At 59.7% G+C, this 19,742-nt stretch carries 17 protein-coding genes; 8 read left to right on the top strand and 9 right to left on the bottom strand.

Annotation, left to right across the window (positions count from 1 at the left end; all coding sequences use genetic code 11):
• From mgtE to DES49_RS05755, 3 genes are all read right to left on the bottom strand, one after another.
• Positions 1-1,356, bottom strand: a complete 1,356-nt coding sequence (mgtE, locus tag DES49_RS05765) for a magnesium transporter (protein ID WP_133735428.1) — start codon at positions 1,354-1,356, stop codon at positions 1-3.
• A 15-nt stretch (positions 1,357-1,371) separates the two neighbouring features.
• Positions 1,372-2,430 (bottom strand): FAD:protein FMN transferase, encoded by a 1,059-nt coding sequence (locus tag DES49_RS05760; RefSeq protein ID WP_133735427.1) that lies wholly within the window; start codon positions 2,428-2,430, stop codon positions 1,372-1,374.
• A 123-nt stretch (positions 2,431-2,553) separates the two neighbouring features.
• On the bottom strand, positions 2,554-3,723 hold the full coding sequence (locus DES49_RS05755; RefSeq protein WP_133735426.1) for a TRAP transporter substrate-binding protein: 1,170 nt from the start codon (positions 3,721-3,723) through the stop codon (positions 2,554-2,556).
• 174 nt (positions 3,724-3,897) lie between these two features.
• Here DES49_RS05755 and DES49_RS05750 point away from each other — a divergent pair, with 174 nt between their 5' ends.
• The 5 genes from DES49_RS05750 to DES49_RS05730 all read left to right on the top strand — a co-directional run bounded on the left by DES49_RS05750 (position 3,898) and on the right by DES49_RS05730 (position 8,797).
• Complete coding sequence (locus DES49_RS05750; RefSeq protein ID WP_133735425.1) at positions 3,898-4,845, top strand: TRAP transporter small permease; 948 nt, start codon at positions 3,898-3,900, stop codon at positions 4,843-4,845.
• A 67-nt stretch (positions 4,846-4,912) separates the two neighbouring features.
• Entirely contained in the window at positions 4,913-6,172 is a 1,260-nt protein-coding gene (locus tag DES49_RS05745; RefSeq protein ID WP_133735696.1) for a TRAP transporter large permease, read from the top strand.
• Between the two features lie 26 nt (positions 6,173-6,198).
• Positions 6,199-7,107 (top strand): alpha/beta hydrolase, encoded by a 909-nt coding sequence (locus DES49_RS05740; RefSeq protein WP_133735424.1) that lies wholly within the window; start codon positions 6,199-6,201, stop codon positions 7,105-7,107.
• Positions 7,104-8,141 carry an alpha/beta hydrolase gene (locus tag DES49_RS05735; RefSeq protein WP_133735423.1) on the top strand — a complete coding sequence of 346 codons (1,038 nt, stop codon included), beginning with the start codon at positions 7,104-7,106 and terminating at the stop codon, positions 8,139-8,141. The genes DES49_RS05740 and DES49_RS05735 overlap by 4 nt, the downstream gene beginning before the upstream one ends.
• Positions 8,141-8,797: a YiaD family glycine zipper/OmpA-like lipoprotein gene (locus tag DES49_RS05730; RefSeq protein ID WP_133735422.1), complete on the top strand. Its 657-nt coding sequence runs from the start codon at positions 8,141-8,143 to the stop codon at positions 8,795-8,797. The genes DES49_RS05735 and DES49_RS05730 overlap by 1 nt, the downstream gene beginning before the upstream one ends.
• Positions 8,798-8,965: 168 nt before the next feature.
• On the opposite strand, the gene DES49_RS05725 is transcribed toward DES49_RS05730, so the two are convergent.
• From DES49_RS05725 to serA, 3 genes are all read right to left on the bottom strand, one after another.
• Positions 8,966-10,735, bottom strand: coding sequence for an SLC13 family permease (locus tag DES49_RS05725; protein WP_133735421.1), 1,770 nt, complete (start codon positions 10,733-10,735; stop codon positions 8,966-8,968).
• Between the two features lie 140 nt (positions 10,736-10,875).
• On the bottom strand, positions 10,876-11,157 hold the full coding sequence (locus DES49_RS05720) for a sll1863 family stress response protein (protein WP_133735420.1): 282 nt from the start codon (positions 11,155-11,157) through the stop codon (positions 10,876-10,878).
• 13 nt (positions 11,158-11,170) lie between these two features.
• Positions 11,171-12,400 carry a phosphoglycerate dehydrogenase gene (gene serA, locus DES49_RS05715; RefSeq protein WP_133735419.1) on the bottom strand — a complete coding sequence of 410 codons (1,230 nt, stop codon included), beginning with the start codon at positions 12,398-12,400 and terminating at the stop codon, positions 11,171-11,173.
• Between the two features lie 159 nt (positions 12,401-12,559).
• Here serA and DES49_RS05710 point away from each other — a divergent pair, with 159 nt between their 5' ends.
• Complete coding sequence (locus DES49_RS05710) at positions 12,560-13,969, top strand: FAD-binding oxidoreductase (protein WP_208297020.1); 1,410 nt, start codon at positions 12,560-12,562, stop codon at positions 13,967-13,969.
• A 216-nt stretch (positions 13,970-14,185) separates the two neighbouring features.
• Here the strand turns inward: DES49_RS05710 and DES49_RS05705 are convergent, their stop codons facing one another.
• Both DES49_RS05705 and DES49_RS05700 read right to left on the bottom strand, forming a co-directional pair.
• Positions 14,186-15,505, bottom strand: a complete 1,320-nt coding sequence (locus tag DES49_RS05705; protein WP_133735417.1) for an ABC1 kinase family protein — start codon at positions 15,503-15,505, stop codon at positions 14,186-14,188.
• A gap of 18 nt (positions 15,506-15,523) precedes the next feature.
• The gene (locus tag DES49_RS05700) at positions 15,524-16,189 is read right to left on the bottom strand and encodes a fumarylacetoacetate hydrolase family protein (RefSeq protein ID WP_133735416.1); all 666 of its coding nucleotides are present in this window, start codon (positions 16,187-16,189) and stop codon (positions 15,524-15,526) included.
• Between the two features lie 142 nt (positions 16,190-16,331).
• Between DES49_RS05700 and DES49_RS05695 the strand changes: the two genes are divergently transcribed.
• Both DES49_RS05695 and DES49_RS05690 read left to right on the top strand, forming a co-directional pair.
• Positions 16,332-17,384 carry a GGDEF domain-containing protein gene (locus DES49_RS05695; protein WP_133735415.1) on the top strand — a complete coding sequence of 351 codons (1,053 nt, stop codon included), beginning with the start codon at positions 16,332-16,334 and terminating at the stop codon, positions 17,382-17,384.
• A 118-nt stretch (positions 17,385-17,502) separates the two neighbouring features.
• Entirely contained in the window at positions 17,503-18,567 is a 1,065-nt protein-coding gene (locus tag DES49_RS05690; RefSeq protein WP_133735414.1) for a GGDEF domain-containing protein, read from the top strand.
• On the opposite strand, the gene DES49_RS05685 is transcribed toward DES49_RS05690, so the two are convergent.
• Positions 18,551-19,651 carry a PQQ-dependent sugar dehydrogenase gene (locus DES49_RS05685; RefSeq protein ID WP_424955220.1) on the bottom strand — a complete coding sequence of 367 codons (1,101 nt, stop codon included), beginning with the start codon at positions 19,649-19,651 and terminating at the stop codon, positions 18,551-18,553. The genes DES49_RS05690 and DES49_RS05685 overlap by 17 nt on opposite strands.
• Between the last annotated feature and the right edge of the window lie 91 nt (positions 19,652-19,742).

The raw sequence follows: 19,742 nt of genomic DNA, 5'->3' as shown, positions 1-19,742 counted from the left end.
CTAGGCGCCTGGTACCGAAAGCAGTGCCGAGGCGATGGCGAAGTAGACAAGGATCCCGGTTACGTCTGCGATGAAGGTAACCACTGGCGCGCTGGCCGTTGCGGGGTCGAGGTTCAGGCGGTTGAGCACGAACGGCAGAGACATGCCCACCAGGCTGCCGCTGAGGACCACGATGATCATGGTCAGGGCAACCACCATGGCCATTTCATACCCGCCGCGATAGAAACCGATAGCGGCCACCGCAATGGCCATGGTCAGGCCGAGCAACATGCCGACACTGATCTCGCGAAACAGCATGCGGAGCCAGTCCCGGCTGACCACATCGCCGGTGGCGATGGCGCGAACCATCAGTGTCGAGGACTGGGCACCGGCGTTACCAGCGCTGGCAATCAGCAGCGGCAGGAAGAAGACCAGGCCAACATGGGCCTGGATGGTGTCCTCGTAGAGGGCAATGCCGCCGCCTGAGAACACGTTGGCGAAGACCAGCAGAACCAGCCAGAGGATGCGCTTCTGGTAGAGGGTGGTCAGCGCGGTTTCCTTGAGGCTGCCGGGGAGATTGCCGACCGTGGCACCCTTGTGGATGTCCTCGGTGGCCTCGGCCTCCTGGACGTCCATGGCATCGTCGTGGGTCACGATCCCGACCATGCGCTCATTGTCATCCACCACGGGAATGGCGAGAAGGTCGTAATCCGCGATCAGCCGGGCAGCCTCGGCGCTGGGGGCGTCCGTGTGCACATTGACCACCTCGGTCTGCATCAGGTCCTCGACCGCTTCCTGGGGTGAGGCGACCACCAGCCCACTGAGCGTGACGATGCCCAGGAGGCGCCGATCCGAGTCGAGCACATAGGCAATGTAGATGGTTTCCTTGTTCAGGGCCTGGAAGCGCAGCCGTTCGATGGCCTGACGTGCCGTGATGTGGGCCGGGACCGTGGCGTATTCGCTGGTCATGACCGACCCCACCGTGCCCTCCGGGTAGCTGGTCAGGCGCAGCAGGTCTTCCCGCTCCGCCTTGGCCAGGGCGGGCATCAGGGTTTCCTGAACCTCCTCGGGCAACTCCTGGTAAAGGTCGGCACGCTCGTCCGCGTTCATGTCCGTCAGCAGGCGGGCCTGGGCGTGGCGGCTCAGGTGCTGCACCATGCTGAGCTGGTGGGACTCCTGCATGTAGGGCAGGATGCGTGCCTGGGTGCGGCGGTCCAGGCGGTCAAACAGGAAGAAGGCCGATTCCGCTTCAAGCTCGTCAATAACCCCACCAATCTCTGCCGGGTGACGGTTATTGAGGAGCTCGACAACGGTATCGATGTCTTCCTCTTCAAGCAGCGCCCGGACCTCGGACTGCAGTTCGGTTACTTCAGTCATGGCAGTCTCTCCGGGTCAGTCGGTTAAAAGTCGCTCAACGTCTTCCCCGGCAAGCATCTCTCGCAGTGCCGGGGATATGCGTGTACGGAAATCTCCCCGACTCCGTTCAATTACCAGCACCGGGATCTCGTTCTTCCGGGCATAAGTCAGGGTATCTTCCGTCCCCATCACCATGAAGGCGGTTGCCAGGGCATCCGCCATGGTGTTTTCCGGATGGAAAACACTGACCGACGCGAGTGTGTGCTGCACGGGTCGCCCGTCCCGTGGGTCAATGGTATGCGAATATCGTTGGCCATCGACTTCAAAATAGTTCCGGTAGTCCCCGGATGTTGCCAGTGACATGTTCAGTAATGGCAGTGCATGCCGGGCGACCTGTTCCCCATCGCGCGGCAGCTCGATACCAATCCGCCAGGGTTCGCCGGAACGCTTGCGGCCGTTGGCCAGTAGGTCGCCGCCGATATTGACGAGATAGGCCTCATAACCAGCCTCCTCGAGCAGCATGGCGAGACGGTCAACAGCGTGCCCCTTGGCGATTGCCGAGAGGTCAGCGTAAATGTCGCTCAGCCGGCGGGCCCTGCCCGCGTCCTGGTCCACGTCGAGCTGCTGGAATCCGACCTGTTCAAGGCGCTGTTGCAATGCCTCGTCGGAGGGTTTTTCCCGGGGGCGTGCCTCGGGCCCGAAACTCCAGAGGTTAACCAGTCCACCCACGGTAATATCAAAGGCGCCGTCTGTTGCTTCCGAGATCGTCCGGGACAGGGCGAGCAGCTCGATGACGGGGTCGGGCAGTGCGACCCACTCGCCGGTCTCGGCGCTGTTGAGTCGGTTCAGGTCGGAGTCCTCACGGTAGGTGGACATCTGCCGGTCCACCCTGTCCAGTTCAGCCTCAAGCTGGCTGCGAAGCGTATCCTTCTGCTCATCTGCCAGGTCGTTGGCCACACTGACCTGATAGAAGGTGCCAAAGGTCTCCCCCTGGATTCGGGTGGGACTGGTTTCGGGTGGGGCATCGCTACAGGCGGCGAGCAGGATGAGCAGGATGGGGCTCAGCAGGCGGGCCGTTGCGGCATTAGGGCTCATAGTCCGCTCCCGGAATCAGTCTAAGAGTGGACGCATTATAGCGGCTGAAGGCCCGCTTCTCATCCGTTTTCCAGGCAAAAAAAACCCGGCGCATGGCCGGGTTTCATGGGATGGTGGCCGGGTTCAGGCCGCGTCATCCATTTCTTCGTCTTCGTCTTCGTCTTCGCCTTCAGATTCGCCTTCAGATTCGCCTTGGCTTTCAGCGTCGGCTTTCTGGGTCCTTTCGAGGAGACTGTTGAGGATTTCCTCCCCTTTCTCACCAGCCTGCTCCAGATAGATCTGGCGTACGTTCTTGCTGGCTTCACGGAAGACGTCACGCTCGTCTTCGTTGAGCTCAACAAATTCAGTACCACCCGCGTCCAGGATTTTCTGCAGCCGTTCTTCGTTGTATTCACGCTGCTTCTCATCAATCCAGGGCACCATGTTGTCACGAACCTCCAGGATCAGTTCCTGTCGCTCGTCCGACAGACCTTCGAACCAGTCGTTGCCCGCCGCAAAGGTGGAGATGAACTGCGCGTGACGTGCCGAAGTGAGCACATCCTGCTCTTCATAGAAGCTCATTTCCTCGATCGCGAAGATCGGGTTGACCTGGCCGTCGATCTGACCGAGCTGCAGGCCGCTGTAGACTTCCGAGTAGGGCGTTGGCGTCGGGTCGGCGCCATAGGCCTTGTAGGATTCCACCAGGATCGGAGACGTCATGGTACGAATCTTGAAGTCCTCGAAGTCCTCGGGGCTGCGCAGCGGCTTGTCCGCGCTCCAGACCATCCAGCCTTCCTGAACAATGTCCAGAAGCTGAAGATCCTGCTCTTCATAGAGCGGCTGGAACAGGTCGTAGGTCTGCGGCGAAGAGAGTACTTCGCGGTTTACATCCGGATCCTGGGACAGGATGAAGTGCAGGGTGAAGATACCGACTTCGGGAATCGCGTCCGCGAGATGGCCGGGTGATGCGAATGCCAGTTCCACCGCGCCATTCTGCATGAGCTCGGTGAGCTGGGAGGAGGTTCCGAGTGTGCCGTAAGGGTAGACTTCAACCGTTACGCCACCATCGGTTTTCTCTTCGATGCGCCGCTTGAATTCCTTCGCGTAGGCGTCCTGAACGCTGCCTTCCACTTCTTCAAGCGCGAAGCGCCAGGTGTCGGGTTCGCGTTCCGCAGCCAGTTCCTCTTTGGTCTTGCCCTCGTCACCGGAATCACCGGATTCACTGGAATCGGAATCACCGGAATCCGAGCAGCCATAGAGGCCCAGTGCAAAAATCATCATCAGGCCTGTCAGCCATTGGCGAGATTGGATCATAACGTGTCTCCCTGTATGGATTTTTTTTCGTTATCCCTGTTAAACATAACACAGTTTTTGTTCAGCAAAAGTCCTATATCGAATTTTGCGTTTGCAGAATCTATTTACAGCCGTTGTTGCCCAACAGCAGGTCTACCCGCTATTGTTACCAAGGGCTGATTGAGGGAGTATCCAATGACCGACCGGGGCAGGACCGGTTCAGGACCGGTATGGAAGGCGGTTTCCAAGAGTTCATTCGAGTGGGTGGACACGGGGCTCGACTGGTTTGAGCGAAGCGCTCTTATTGCGTGCGTGATCGCCATGGCGGTGGTAACCGTCGCCAATGTCCTCGCCCGGAACCTGATGGGTTTCAGTCTTCAGTTCGCCAATGACGCCGCCCAGATACTGCTGGTCATGGTGACCTTTCTGGGTATCGGGATCGGCGCGCGTCACGCCCGCCACATCCGCGTCTCGGCGGTGCACGATCTGCTGCCGCCGCTGGGCCAGAAGATTCTGCTGATTTTCGTCAGCTTCACGACTGCCGGCCTGCTGTTCGTGTTTGCGGATTACGCCTGGAACTACGCCGGGGCGGCGCAGCGAAGCTGCCGGGTTCTGCCGGAAGCCGTGAACCTTGGCCTGTTCAATATGCCGGTCGGCGGCATGCCCCTGACCGCTGGGGTCATTATCACTGTGGTGGCACTGGCCATTGCTGGCCATGGCATCCGGCTCGTTGAAGCCCTTTATGCCCGACTGGTCAACCTGTTTACGGGGTGGCAGCGCAGTGTTGCCCTCTGGATTTCCATTCTTGTGGGCCTGTTGCTGGCCTACTGGCTTTTCAGCCTGTTCATCGGCCTCGTGGAGGCGCGTTCCGGCCAGTGTCGTGTCACTTCCTCCACGGGTTTCCCTGTCTACCTCTACTATATGGTCGTTCCTCTCGGGTTCCTGCTCGGGGGTATCCAGTTTTTCCTCGCCGGGGTCCGCAACCTGATCAGTCGTGAGAACTACCTGTCCTGGTATCAGAAGGACGAGTACGAGGAAGAAGGTATTGACCCTGGGTTGGCGACGGCCAGTGGCCTGAGTGACGAGGAACTGGAAGTGGCTGAGGAGAATAATAACAGCGAGGGAGGCGACAACCGTGATTGATTTTCTCGAGTGGCTCAACATCGCATCCCTGGCAACTTCCGATGCCGCACTGCTCGTGGGCGTTGTGATGATCGTTCTGCTGCTCATGGGCTACCCCATGATGGTGCCGCTCACAGTGGGCGCGCTGCTGCTGCTGATGGCGAAATTCTCGGGGCTGCACCCCTCCAACCTGGTTCAGCAGATGATCGGTGGGGTGGAGCAGACCGTTCTGGTGGCGGTCCCCATGTTCATACTCGCCGCCGATATCATGATCAAGGGCAACACGGCGAACCGGCTGCTGGATCTGGTCAGCAAGTTCGTGGGCCATATCCGTGGCGGACTGCCCGTCACCACCGCCATTTCCTGCACCATGTTCGGGGCGGTTTCAGGTTCGACCCAGGCCACGGTTGTAGCCATGGGGCGACCACTCAGGCCCAGACTGATCGAGGCCGGTTATACGGACCGGTTTTCCATCGCCCTGATCATCAATGCCAGCGACATTGCGCTGCTGATTCCGCCCTCCATCGGCATGATCATCTACGGTGTTGTCTCCGGCACCTCTGTCGGTGCCCTTTTCATTGCCGGTATCGGGCCTGGGCTCATGATCCTCGCGCTTTTTGCCGCCTACTGTTACGGCATTTCCGTCTGGAAGGGCATTCCAGTGTTGCCCAAGGCGAGCTGGTCCGAGCGGCTCCTTGCGCTCAAGCGATCCATTCTCGCCGGTGGTTTCCCGGTCATCATCATCGGTGGCATTTATTCCGGTACCTTCAGTCCCACGGAAGCGGCTTCGATGTCCGTGGCCTATGCGCTGCTGCTGGAAATGGTCATCTACCGGCAGGTGAAGATGTCCCAGATCCCGGAAATCGCGCTTTCAACCGGAATGATCACGGCTGTGGTCTTTATCCTGGTGGCGGCGGGTATGGCATTTTCCTGGATGATTTCGTTCGCTCAGATCCCCAGCCTGTTGCTCGGGGATATGCTCACGGCGGCGTCGGAGCACCCCTACCAGTTGTTGATCCTGATCGCCGTGGCCTACTTCGTGGGCTGCATGTTTGTGGATCCCATCGTGGTCATCCTGGTGCTGACACCTATCTTTTCTCCCGCAATCGCCACCGCCGGCCTGGATCCGGTTCACGTCGGGACACTGGTAGTGCTGCAGGCGGCGATCGGGTCTGCGACACCACCGTTCGGATGTGACATATTCACTGCCGTGGCGATTTTCAGGCGACCCTATATGGAGGTGATACGCGGGACACCACCCTTTGTGGCGATCCTGCTGCTCTCCACCGCCCTGCTGATTATTTTCCCGCAGATTGCTCTCTTTCTGCCTGAACTGATGCGTAACTAGTCCAGACGCGACGGAGATTATCACTGATGGAACTGCAACAGACGGATGTGCGCTTTCGGGTGGACGGTGATGCCGTCGCTGCCTGGTGGTTCTGGCCGGAGACACCGGTTTCGAAGCCGGCGCCCTGCATCGTTATGGCACATGGTCTTGGCGGGACCCGGGATGCCGGACTGGTTCCCTATGCCCGTGTCTTCGCGGAAGCTGGTTTTCCAGTACTGCTTTTTGATTACCGCCATTTCGGTGACAGCGAGGGTGAGCCGCGTCAGCTGGTTTCCGTGTCCCGCCAGCTTGCCGACTGGCAGGCGGCGATTGATTTTGCCCGTCAGCAGGAGGGGATTGATCCCGAGCGAATCGCGCTCTGGGGCTCATCGTTCTCCGGCGGGCATGTGATTGTTGCCGCGGCCCGCGACAGGCGCGTAGCCGCGGTTTCCTCCCAGGGTCCGATGATGGATGGTCTGGCGGCGGTCACCAATGTGCTTGGATACGCCGGTCTCGCGGGACTCACGAAGCTCAGTGGGCTGGCGGTGCGGGATCAGTTCCGAGCGTTGCTCGGCCGTTCACCTTTGTACGCGCCCATCGTCGGCGCCCCCGGGGAAACCGCCGCCATGGCCACCGATGATGCGCTTCCCGGCTATAAGAGTATTACGCCTGAAAACTGGCGCAACGAGCTGGCAGCCCGCATTGCGCTGCAGCTGCCGTTCTATCGCCCGGTGCGCCATGCGAAGCGCCTGCCCTGTCCGGCGCTGATTATCACCTGTTCCGAGGATTCAGTGGCGCCACCGGAGGCGGCTGAAAAGACCGCCCAGCGGGCCGGTTTCCGGGCGGAACTCCGTCGCTATGATGGTATGGGCCATTTCGATATCTATACGGGTGAAGGCTTCAAGCGCTCGTCCTCGGATCAACTGGATTTCTTCAGGCGGCATCTTCTGGAATGACCTTATACAGCGAAGAGCCTGAAGCGACCGTCTACGCATCATCGTGGGACCGTGACGCCGTGGTGGCCGCCATGCCGCCGTTCCGCTTTGCGGAAACCGAGGCACCCGGCGAACCGGTTTACCCCTACCTCCAGTTCTACGGCCTGGAACCCGGACCGGACACTCCGAACACAACCTATCGACTCGGGTATCTTGATGCGGCGGGCTACCGGTTGGCGGTCCACTATTACCGCCAGCCCGAGAGTCTCGGCACGGTGTTCCTCTTTCATGGCTACCTGGACCACACTGGGCTCTATAGCCGCATTATCCACCATTGCCTGTGGCAGGGCATGGACGTGCTCGTCTATGATCTGCCCGGCCACGGCCTGTCCAGCGGTGAGCCCACGGCGATCCAGAGCTTTCGGGAGTACCAGCGGATTCTGCTGACGGTTCTGGCACTGAGCCGGGGGCAGACAACAGACCCCTGGATTGGGGTTGGGCAGAGTACCGGTGGCGGTGTGCTGGTGGACTACCTGCTGTCCTGCCGTGAGGCGCCCGAGGCCATCGCCTTCAGGGGTGTGGTTCTGCTCGCACCGCTGATTCGGCCCGCGGGGTTCCGGATGGGAAAGCTGGTCCATACCCTGACGCGACCCTTCCAGGATCAGTGGAAGCGGGTATTCGTCGCCAACAGCAATGACGGTGATTTTCTCCGCTTCCTGAAGGACCATGACCCGCTTCAGGCCCAGGGTATTGCGATGGCCTGGCTGACGGCGCTGAGGCGGTGGGTTTCACGTATCGAAGCAGCCCTGCCTGTAGACTATGACCTGGCCATCGTGCAGGGTGAGCAGGACACGACCGTGGAGTGGCGCCACAACCTTCGCGTACTAAGACGCAAGTTCCGGCGGGTCCGGGTCTATCAGATCCCCGAAGGCCGTCATCATCTGGTGAATGAGGCCGACCCGATACTGGGGCAGGTGCTGGGAGCGGTTTCCGCGGAAATGGAACGACTCCTGGGGTCGCAGGACACAATCAACGAAACTCTGGAGACGACTTGATGAAAAAAGTGCTTATGGCCGTCGTGGTCAGCGCGGCGATGATCAGTGGCTGTGCGACACAGGATGCCTACACGGGTGAGGAGAAGACGTCGAAGACGATGATGGGCGGTATTATTGGTGCGGTCACCGGGGCTGCGGCCGGGGCTGCCACGTCCAGCAAAGGGGACCGGAACAAGGGCATCCTGATCGGTGCGGCTTCAGGCGGTCTGATTGGCGCTGGCGTGGGCCAGTACATGGATCGCCAGGAGGCGCAACTGCGGCAGAGACTCGAGGGTACCGGTGTACGTGTGAAGCGTGACGGGAACCAGATCGATCTTATCATGCCGGGGAACATCACCTTTGACGTGGACAAATCCAACATCCGGACGTCGTTCTATGAGGTCCTTGATTCGGTAGCCATTGTGGTCAAGGAATTTGATCAGACGGCAATTGCCGTTGGTGGGCATACGGACAGTACCGGAAGCTTCGAGTATAACCAGCAGCTGAGTGAACGTCGTGCCCAGTCGGTGGGGTCTTATCTTCGGGATAAGGGTGTGGCTCAGGGTCGGCTTCATACCAAGGGCTATGGGCCGCGTTTCCCGGTTGCGAGTAATGATACGGAGCAGGGTCGGCAGCAGAACCGGCGTGTTGAGATTCAGTTGATGCCCATGGAGTGAATTGCGTTTTTGGGGAGTGAAGAAGGAAGGAGGGGCGAGGGCACACTGTCAGGGAAACGCTGTGAATACGTCCCTGTACGCTGCCCTCCGCCATCCATGGCTCCGGAGCTTCCCTGACAGTGTGCCCTCGCCCCTCCTTCCTTCTTCACCATGGTTTGGAGTGTGGGGTTAGAGGGGGTAAAGCAAGGAAACCGTTGTAACCGTTGCAATGCCGCAGATGATGTTGAGCGGCAATCCCGCCTTTGCGAAATCTATAAACCGGAATCCCCCCGGGCCGAATATCATCAGGTTTGTCTGGTAGCCCAGTGGCGTTGCGAAGCTTGCCGACGCGGCCATCATTAGTGTCAGGACGAAGGGCTCGGCGGGCATGCCGGCGTTCTGGGTGACGGCCAGTACGATGGGCAGGGTCAGGAGGGCGGCGGCGTTGTTGGTGATCATTTCGGTCATGACGTTCACGAGCACGTAGGTGGCGATCAGCATCAGCAGGTAGTCGCCGGCGGTGAAGGACAGCATGCCGTGGCCGAGCCAGGTGGCGGCGCCGGTTTTGTCCAGGGCGTTGCCCAGGGCGAAGGAGCAGGCGATGGTCAGTAGTACGTGGCCGTCGAGGCTGCGCCGGGCCAGGTTCAGGGTCAGGCAGTTGGTCAGCAGCATGGCCAGGGCGCCGACCATGGCGGCGTGGAGCATGCTCAGGGTGTTGGTGGCGGCCAGAAGGACCACGGCGATGAGGATGGCCCAGGCCCGCCAGGATTTGCGGTGGTCGGGGCTCTCTTCCTCGGTGTCGTTGACCAGCAGGAAATCTCTGGAGTAACGCTGGCGTGTGACAAAGACGGGGCGTGCCTCCAGTAGCAGGGTATCCGCCGGTTCAAGCCGGATATTGCCGAGATTGCCTTCGATGCGCCGGCCGTTGCGGGCGATGGCGAGGACCACGGCGCCGTATTTCTCGCGGAACCGGCTTTCGCGGATGGTGCTGCCCACGGCCAGGCACTCGGGAGAGACCACGGCTTCGACGATGCGGCGCTCCGGGGCTTCCTTGGCCAGTAGTGGCTGCTCTTCGGTGGAGGGGACGAGGCCGCGGATCTGGCGGAGCTCCATGACGGATTGTACGTCACCGGCAAACACAAGGCGGTCACCACTGCGCAGTCGTTCCTCGGAGGGCACGGCGGTTACCACGCCGCCTTCGCGCTCGATTTCAACCAGGTAAAGTCCGCGAAGGTGGCGCAGTCCTGCGTCCTGAACGGACTGGCCGACGAGGGGGCCATCATTGGCGACGGCCATTTCCACGGTGTATTCCCGGAAGTCCCCGAACATCTGCTTGCCGTTGCCTTTCCGGGACCGAAGCGCAAAGGGCAGCCAGACGACGATGAAGGCCAGGCCGATCAGGATCACGGGCAGGCTTACCCAGGTGATGTCGAAGAGATGGAAACCCTCGGAATCGGCCAGGTCCATGTAGAGGCCATTCACGATCAGGTTGGTGCTGGTGCCGATGAGCGTGAGGGTGCCGCCGAGTATGGCCGCATAACTGAGTGTCATCAGCAGTGGCGGAAGGGGCACCTGCTGGTGGCGGGCCCAGCGTGCGACGGCCGGGATGAAGGTGGCCACCACCGGGGTGTTGTTCAGGAAGCCGCTGAGACCGGCGACCGGCGCGATGACCCGCGCCTGGGCGTAGCGCACGGATGCCGGACGGCCAAGCAGGTTCTTGATGATCCAGTCCAGTCCGCCGGTGTTATGGATTCCGGAGGCGATGACGTACATGAAGGCGACGGTGATGAGACCGCTGTTGCTGAACCCCGCCAGGGCTTCCTGGTGTGTGAGAATGCCGGAGACGCTCAGGAATATAAGCGCCGTGAGCATGACCATGTCCGTGGCCAGGCGCGTGGTCATCAGGGTTGTGAGAACGGCAACTACCGTCAGAAGGCTTGTCCAGCCGGTCCAATCCATGCAGGTTCTCTACGGGTCATGTCAGTGATAGCGCAGCCTAGCACTGGTTTTATATGACCAGAAAGAATGATGTTTCATCTTGATAGATTGTTTTGATATAAGGAGGGTACGCACCCGGACCGGGCCGGGTGCGTCAGGACTCAGGAGTTCCGGTTCAGCCAGTCTTCAACCTGGCCGCGGACCTCCTTCACATGGGATTCACCGCTTTCACGCAGTTCGGAGAGGCGCCTGCGGGCGGACTCGACCTTCTCCTGAAGGTCGCTGATCCGCTTGGCGGTCTCCTGTTTCAGCTCTTCCGTGGCTTCCTGGTTTTCCGCTTTCTGCTTGTATTCATTGAACTGGGCCTTGAGGGTGTCCAGCCGGCTTTCCCAGCTGTCCACCTGTTTTTCCAGCTTCTGAATCAGCGTGTCTTTCATAGACATGGTTAATTCCTTATCAGAACAGTACCCGTGCGCGGATGGTGCCCTTCACTTCCTTGAGCTTGCGAAGGGCAACATCACTGTAGGCCTTGTCGACGTCGATGACGACGTAGCCTATCTCATCATTGGTGCGCAGGTATTGTCCACATACGTTGATGTCATTTTCCGAGAAGATCTGGTTGATCTCGGACATCACACCCGGAATGTTCTTGTGGATGTGGAGCAGGCGATGCTGGTCCGGATGCGAGGGCAGCGCCACTTCCGGGAAGTTGACCGAGCCAACGGAAGTGCCGTTGTCGCTGTAGGTGGACAGCTTTTCCGCCACTTCAAAGCCGATGTTCTCCTGGGCTTCAACGGTGCTGCCGCCAACATGGGGCGTGAGGATGACGTTGTCGAACTCGCGCAGCGGCGATACGAATTCCTCATCGTTGGACTTGGGTTCGGTCGGGAAGACGTCCACGGCGGCGCCCAGCAGCTTGCCGGAGCGCAGGCTCTCGCTCAGCGCCTCGATGTCGACAACGGTGCCACGGGAGGCGTTGATGAGGATACTGCCTTCCTTCATCTGGTCCAGTTCCCGCGCGCCGAACATGTTACGGGTTGACTCGGTCTCCGGCACATGCAGCGTGACCACGTCGGACAGCGCCAGCAGTTCCTTCATGGAACCCACTTGTGTGGCATTGCCGAGGGGCAGCTTGGAGACCACGTCGTAGAAGTAGACGTCCATGCCCAGTGACTCGGCCACAACGCTGAGCTGGGTGCCGATGTTGCCGTAGCCGATGATGCCCAGCTTCTTGCCCCGGGTCTCGTAACTGTTCTTGGCGGACTTCATCCACTTGCCGCGATGGGCCGCCGCGTTCTTCTCCGGGGTGCCGCGCAGCAGCATGATGGTTTGGGCCAGAACCAGCTCCGCAACGCTCCGCGTGTTGGAGTGGGGCGCGTTGAATACAGCAATACCACGCTTCTTGGCCGCTTCCAGGTCAACCTGGTTGGTGCCGATGCAGAAGCACCCGACCGCGACGAGTTTCTTAGCGTGGTCGAAGACTTTCTCGGTGAGCTGGGTGCGTGAACGGATGCCAACGAAATGGGCGTCGGCGATCTTTTCCAGAAGGTCTTCTTCCGCGAGCGAATGGCTCAGGTGTTCGATGTTGGTGTAGCCGGCAGCGTTGAGCTTTTCCACGGCGGATTGGTGAACACCTTCGAGCAGAAGAAAACGGATCTTACTCTTGTCGAGCGATGTGTTAGCCATGACAGAATCCAGATTTAATCAGGTTTTCGAAAAAAATGAAGGAAAATCAATTAGTTGCGGCATTGGCCGCATCCTGGGAACAGCTATGGTAGCATAGCTCCCCAGAATTTCCCGATTTTTGATCGGATTTTGAACAGACATCAGAGGATTTCCGAGTCTATGAGTAGCACGGGCACAGCTTTTGATCCGCAAACTCTTGAGTCACTGCTGACCGACGGGGGCAAGGTTCTCACGGCGCCTGACGACCTTGCATCCTACGGCTGCGACTGGACACGCATCTATGAACCGGCGCCCATCGCGGTCGTGCTGCCCAAGAGCACGGAAGAAGTGCAGGCGATTGTTCGGTTTGCGAACGAGCAGCATATGGCGCTGGTGCCTTCGGGTGGGCGTACCGGCCTCAGTGCGGGTGCTGTTGCCGCGAATGGCGAGCTGGTGGTGGCGTTTGACCGCATGAACCAGATCCTGGATTTCAATGCCAGTGACCGTATCGTCCAGTGCCAGGCGGGGGTTGTGACCGAGCAGCTTCAGAACTTTGCCGAGGAGCAGGATCTGTATTACCCGGTGGATTTTGCCTCCGCCGGCTCCAGTCAGCTTGGGGGCAACCTCTCGACCAACGCCGGCGGCATCAAGGTGATCCGCTACGGCATGAGCCGTGACTGGGTGGCCGGGCTTAAGGTGGTGACCGGCAGTGGCGAGATCCTGGAGCTGAACAGGGGGCTGGAGAAGAACAACACGGGTTACGACCTGCGCCAGCTGTTCATCGGCGGCGAGGGGACCCTGGGTTTCATCACGGAAGCGACCATGAAGCTCACGCGCCAGCCGACGGGGCTGACGGTGATGGTGTTGGGGCTCAATGACCTGACCAATACCATGGATGTGCTTCAGGCATTCCGGAACAAGCTGGATCTGACCGCGTATGAGTTTTTCTCCCATGAAGCGATCCAGCATGTGCAGCAGCATGCGGAGGTCCAGTCGCCATTCGAGACGGAAGCGCCGTATTACGCGCTGCTGGAGTTCGAGGCGATTTCCGATGGCGTGCTGGAGGAGGCCATGGGGATCTTTGAGCAGTGCGTGGAGTCCGGCTGGGTGCTGGATGGCGTAATCAGTCAGAGCGAGGCCCAGGCCGAGAAACTGTGGCAGCTGCGTGAGCGGATTTCGGAGTCGATTGCGCCGCGTACGCCCTACAAGAATGATCTGTCCGTGCGGGTTTCCCGGGTGCCGGAGTTCCTGCAGGAGATTGATTCGGTGGTGCAGAAGGAGTATCCGGACTTTGAGATTGTGTGGTTCGGGCACATCGGGGACGGCAATCTGCATCTGAACATTCTCAAGCCGGAGGACATGGAGAAGGCGGAGTTCTTCAGGCGGTGTGAGACGGTGAATGATCTGGTGTTTGGGATTGTTGAGCGGTATGAGGGGAGTGTTTCTGCCGAGCATGGGGTTGGTATGGTCAAGAAGAAGTATCTTGGGTATACGAAGAGTGAGGCGGAGATTGCTGTTATGAAGGGGATCAAGAGGGTGTTTGATCCTAACGGCATTATGAATCCCGGGAAATTGATCGACTCCGAGTGAGTTGCTCCTAGCCTTCAGGGTTGGTGCGGGTGGCACGGCGGGGGCTCCCTTTCAGGGACCGCTGTGAACCCATCCCTGGGCGCTGGCGCGATGACATCCTGTCATCGAGCCTCCCTGAAAGGGAGCCCCCGCCGTGCCACTTCGTGGTGGGTGCGGGGCGCTTCCTGGATCTCCAAAAAAGCTTTATTCCTCAGGCTGCATCTGTTTGGCATGCGCCTATTCTGCTGTTTCTTCCTTTTTGATGTATTCCTCCAGCAGCGGCCGGAAATCGGTTTTTACGCCCAGGCGTTTGAGCATCCAGTAGTGGCCGGCGACCATGCGGTCGATGAGGATGCTTTCGACCGGGGGTTTGAAGGCGTTTAGGTGTTTGAAGACGGTGTGGGTGTTGGCCGCTACCTGTTGGTGGAGGTCGGATTGGGCGAAGTCGTAGGGTTGGTTTTCCGGGGCGAAGGGTTGGTAGAGGATGTTGCGCCACATGGCGTAGTAGTCGGGGTCTACCGGGGGGTGGTCTTCGACTCGGGCGCCGAGGTGGATGAGGTGTTGGTCCAGGGATCGGTAGTTTTCATCCAGGGCGTCGATGATGCAGTTGCGGTAGGCTTCGACGGTGGATGGGCGCAGGTTTTTGATGCAGCCGAAGTCGTAGAGGATGATGGTGCCGTCCGGCCGGTAGGCGAAGTTGCCGGCGTGGGGGTCGCCGTGGATGGCGCGGTGGCGGAAGAGGCCGTCGGCCATGGCCTGGAAGATGCGCTGGCCGATGAGGTTGATGGTGTCCTGGTCGTAGCGCTCCCGGGTGACTTCGCTGATGTGGTCGCCTTCGACTTTCTCCATGGTGAGCACGCGGCGTGAGGAGCGTTCGTGGACGACGTCCGGGATCAGCAGCCAATGGTCATCCTTGTGCTGTCGGGCGAACTGTTCGATATTGCGGGCTTCGTTCTCGTAGTCGAGTTCCTCGTGGAGGCGGTCGCGGACTTCGTTGAACAGCTCGTCCACGCTTTCCTTGGGCATTTTCAGCAGGCCGCCCAGGCGCAGGGCGGTGCGGAGCTGTCTCAGGTCCGAGTCGCAGGAGCGGTCGACGCCGGGGTACTGGACCTTGACGACGACTTCCCGGCCGTCATTCAGGCGTGCCCGGTGGACCTGACCGATTGAGGCGGCGGCGTAGGGGGTTTCGTCCACTTCGGCGAAGAGGTTCTCGATCCGGTCCCCGAGTTCGCTCTCGATCTGGTCTTTGATGACCCCGTAATCCATGGCCGGCGCCTCTTTCTGGAGGCGCTGCAGGGCATCGGTCAGTTCCCGGGGCAGGAAGTCCTGGGTCTGGGAGGCGATCTGGCCCACCTTCATGACGGCGCCCTTGAGCTCCCCCAGGGTGTCGACGATTTCCTCCGCCATTTGGCTGTAGTACTCGTGACGGCTCTGTTCCGTGTCTTCACTGAACCAGTTCTTCGCCCGCCGGGCCGCGTAGCGCGAGGCCACGGAGCCGGTCATGCCGGCGAGACGGAAAAAGCGCCCGGTTCGCGTGGTTACCGGTTTTCTGCTCATAGTACCTCGTTCAAAAAGTCAGGAGACGTTGGTTTCGACACGCAGCCGGTCTTCCAGGGTCAGCGCCAGTTGCTGGCCGGATTCAAGTCGGCCGACGCCGGCGGGCGTTCCCGTCAGGATCACGTCTCCGGGCTCCAGCGTAAAGTGTTCACTCATATACGATAGCAGTGCTGGAACGGGTTTGATCATGTCCGCAGTGTCACCGTCCTGGCGCAGCTCGGCGTCAACGCTCAGCGAAAACCGGAAACGATCAGTATTACGGAATTCATCAATCGGGACGAACGCTGAGAGTGGGCATGCGCCGTCAAACGCCTTGGCGACTTCCCAGGGATGGCCTGAAGCCTTGAGTTGGCTCTGGCGTTCCCTCAGGGTCAGGTCGAGGGCCAGACCAACACCGGCAATAGCCTCCATGGCCGTTGTCTCGCCGGCGGCCCGCAGTGTCCGGCCAATGAGCAGGGCCAGCTCAGTCTCATAATGCACGGGTTCGTTCCCCGGGGGAAGAACGATCGGATCCTCGAGCCGGACCACGGAGGAGGGCGGCTTCATGAACAGCAGTGGTTGCGCCGGAACCGGATTTTCCAGTTCTTTGGCGTGTTCGGCATAGTTGCGGCCCACACACACCACCTTGCTGATGGGGGACTCGAAGCGGCTTCCATCATGGAAGCGGGCGTAGGGTAATGGCACGGGTTCTCCTGCTCTCTTGTTCTGATATTCCCCGTAGCATAGGCCAGTCCGGCTTTAACGAAAACTAACAGGTATCGACTATACCGATCGGAACCCCCGTGCTGTACTTTACGTAAGTTATGGTTGATAGGGGATTCTCCGGGTGAAGGAGAGATCGGAGCAGGTTCAGCATTCGAGCCGGCGCTCTTCGATTGAGGCGCAGCGGCGTGCGTTGCTGCATTGGCTGCTGCTGCTGACTGCCGCATTTACCCTGGGGTTCAGTCTTGTGAATCTTTCCAGAGGCATTCTGTTTGTCGCGGCGATAGAGCTTTTTGTCACCGTTTTTGCTTTCGCTCTTCTCTTTGTGATCCCACGCAGTCGCAACATCCAGGTCTGGAGCTTCCTGTACCTCCTCGTCCTGTTCAGCATGCTGGTCGTTGCGCTGCTGACGCCGAATCTTTCCGACAAGGTCTTCGTCTGGTTCTACCTTATTCCCGTACTTGCGCTTTTCATTCACGGCCGCACACTGGGACTGGCGCTCTCCCTGGTTTATCTGGCGGTGGCCTGGCTGCTCTACTACTACCGTTACTACGATGCCCCTGAACTTCTTGACGTGGTTGGCCTGACCAACGTGGTCGCCTGCAGCCTGGTGCTCACAGGTGGCGTCTACGCCTACGAATACTCCCGTGAACAGGCGGAGGACAGGCTCCATCGTATGGCTTCAACGGATTCACTGACCGGGCTGGCGAACCGCAAGCATCTGCGCGAGCTTCTGGATTATACGGTCGAAGAGTGCCATCGCACGAAGGCCGGCTTCAGTATCCTTGGCATGGACCTGGACTATTTCAAGTCGGTCAATGATCGCTATGGCCATGACGTGGGGGACCAGGTGCTGCAACAGGTGGGCTCAGTCCTTGAGCAGCGCCTGCGGCAGGCGGATGTGCCGGCGCGCTGGGGTGGCGAGGAGTTCATGGTATTGCTGCCCGGAACGGACCGGGAAGGCGCCTCCCGGGTTGCGGAGAATGTTCGTGAAACCCTTGCCGCCTCGCCTGTCAGGGTGAATGGGGAAGACCTGTCGATAACAACAAGCATCGGGATTGCCGAGTTTCCCGAGGACGGCAATACTGTCAGGGAACTGCTGATTGCCGCCGATAACTGCCTTTATGAAGCCAAGTGCCGGGGGCGCGACCGTGTCGTGAATGATGCGGTTTCCTGACAACCCGCCAGTGGAATGATCAGCGCCATGGGTGGAAGGGACTATATGCATGCTTTAATGATTCTGTAATACTGCCGCTGGTTGTCTTTGTTCGACACCCCGACATGGAGAGGCGGAGATGAGGCTCAGTGAGCAGGATCATTACTACTCGGCAGGCGTGCAGAGGATAACACTGCTTCGCGCATTGCTCATTCTGACCATGGTTTTCGCAGCGGGGTTTGGTGTCCTCAACCTTTACCGTGGGCTTCTGATACTCGGAGCTGTTGAACTGGGTGTCGCCTTCCTTTCCGGCATCCTGATGTTGATATTGCAGGGAAGCCGCTACCCGCAGTACTGGGGATTGTTCTACCTGATTCTTTTCTTCGCCATGCTGATCACCGCCCTGGTCACCGCCGGCAATTCAAGAACGGTTTTCGTCTGGATCCTGATTATCCCCATAATTGCTCACTTTCTGCATGGGCGACAACTTGGCCTGTTGCTGTCGCTGGCCTTCCTTGCATCGGCCTGGGCCGTCTATTACCTGAACTTTCTGGACCTGACCCTTCTAGGGTTTACCGATATGGCCAATGTGGTGGCCAGCAGCGTGGTGCTGACCGGATTGATCCATGTTTATGAATATTCCCGTGAGAAGGCAGAGGACCGCCTGGGAAAACTTGCTGCCACGGACTCGCTGACAGGGCTCCCCAACCGCAAGCGCCTGCGGGAGGTTCTGGATCGAACCCTGAGTGAAGCGGAGCGCACGGGCGCGGGTTTCTGCCTTCTGGGTATGGATCTTGACCATTTCAAGAACGTGAATGACCAGTATGGCCATGATGCCGGTGACCAGGCGTTGCGTCAGGTCTCCGATCTTCTTCGCACCCGTTTGCGGCGTACGGATACCGCGGCTCGCTGGGGCGGGGAAGAGTTCTTTGTGCTCCTGCCCGGGACCAGTTCTAAAGGCGCCCTGCAGATTGCGGAAGCAGTGCGGGCGGACCTTGCGGAAACGCCTATCAGGGTGGGGGGTGAACGGTTGAAAGTGACGGTCAGTATCGGAATCTCGGAGTATCCTGCGGATGGGCGGGAGGTTCGCGAGCTTCTTGTGTGCGCGGACCGCCGGCTGTATGAGGCCAAATCCCGGGGCCGTGACCTCGTGGTCAATGAGGGCGGGCCCGGGATTGGCAAAGGGGTTACCGGACCAGCCTGACAACCCGCCCGTCAGAGTGGTCCGTGAGCAGCCAGAGATGGCCATCGGGCCCGTCAACGACGGCCCGGATCCGCTCGCCATTGTCCGTCAGCAGGTCTTGCTCCTGCTCGACGCTTTCGTCGTCAAGACGGAGTCGAACCAGCTTCTCCATGGCCAGGGCGCCGACAAAGAGATCGTCCTTCCAGTCCGGGAATACATCACCGGTGTAGAAGGCCATGCCCGAGGGAGCGATGGAGGGATCCCAGTAGTGCAGCGGCTGAGCCATGCCTTCCTTGTGGGTTTCCTCGGAGATGATGCTGCCGTCGTAATCAATGCCATAGGTGATCTCGGGCCAGCCGTAATTGGTGCCGGCGCGGATGATATTGATCTCGTCGCCGCCCTGGGGCCCATGCTCATGACTCCAGATATCGCCTGTTTCCGGGTGCCGGGTCATGCCCTGGATGTTGCGGTTGCCGTAGGTGTAGAAGGTGTCGTTGGTGCTTGGGTCATCCAGGAAGGGGTTACCCGCAACGGGTTCGCCGTCCATGGTGATGCGGTGAACGCCGCCGGCGTCATCCCCGGTGTCCTGGGCCCGGTCCTTCTCTCCGCGATCTCCCACGGCAATATACAGGTTGTTATCGTCATCAAAGATCATGCGCCCGGCAAAGTGGCGGGTTGTGGAGGAGCGTGGCAGGGCCTCGAAGATCACTTCCCGGTCCCGGAGGGCGTTATCCTCAAGCCGGGCCTTGCTGACCCGTGTCGTCATGCCCTCACTGGTGCGGTGGGCGTAGCTGATTACAAGCTGCCGGTTTTCCTCGAAGTCGGGATGCAGCACCACGTCCAGAAGCCCGCCTTGGCCTCGTGCAGCCACCTCGGGCACGTTTTCAATGGGTGAACCCAGCAGCTCGCCATCCTCGATCAACCTCAGGCGGCCCGCGCGCTCGGTTACCAGGGCGTCCCCGTCGGGCAGAAATGCCAGACTCCAGGGGTGTTTCAGCCCGGAGGCTACGGTTTCCAGCCTGAAATCATCGCTGGGGGCCTCAGCCGTGCAGGCGATGGGCAGTAACGCGAGGATCGGAATGATGAGCTTCTTCTGGTGTTTCACGACGATCTCCTGTTAATCCGGGGTTATGAGCCGAATTTATTTGATTATGGACAGCTAACTGCAATAGCGTAAAGCCATTCGTCAATTCATG

Origin of the sequence: Halospina denitrificans (genome assembly GCF_004364635.1) — a bacterium.
Lineage (GTDB): Bacteria > Pseudomonadota > Gammaproteobacteria > Pseudomonadales > Oleiphilaceae > Halospina > Halospina denitrificans.
This window is presented reverse-complemented; position numbering and strand designations above follow the sequence as displayed.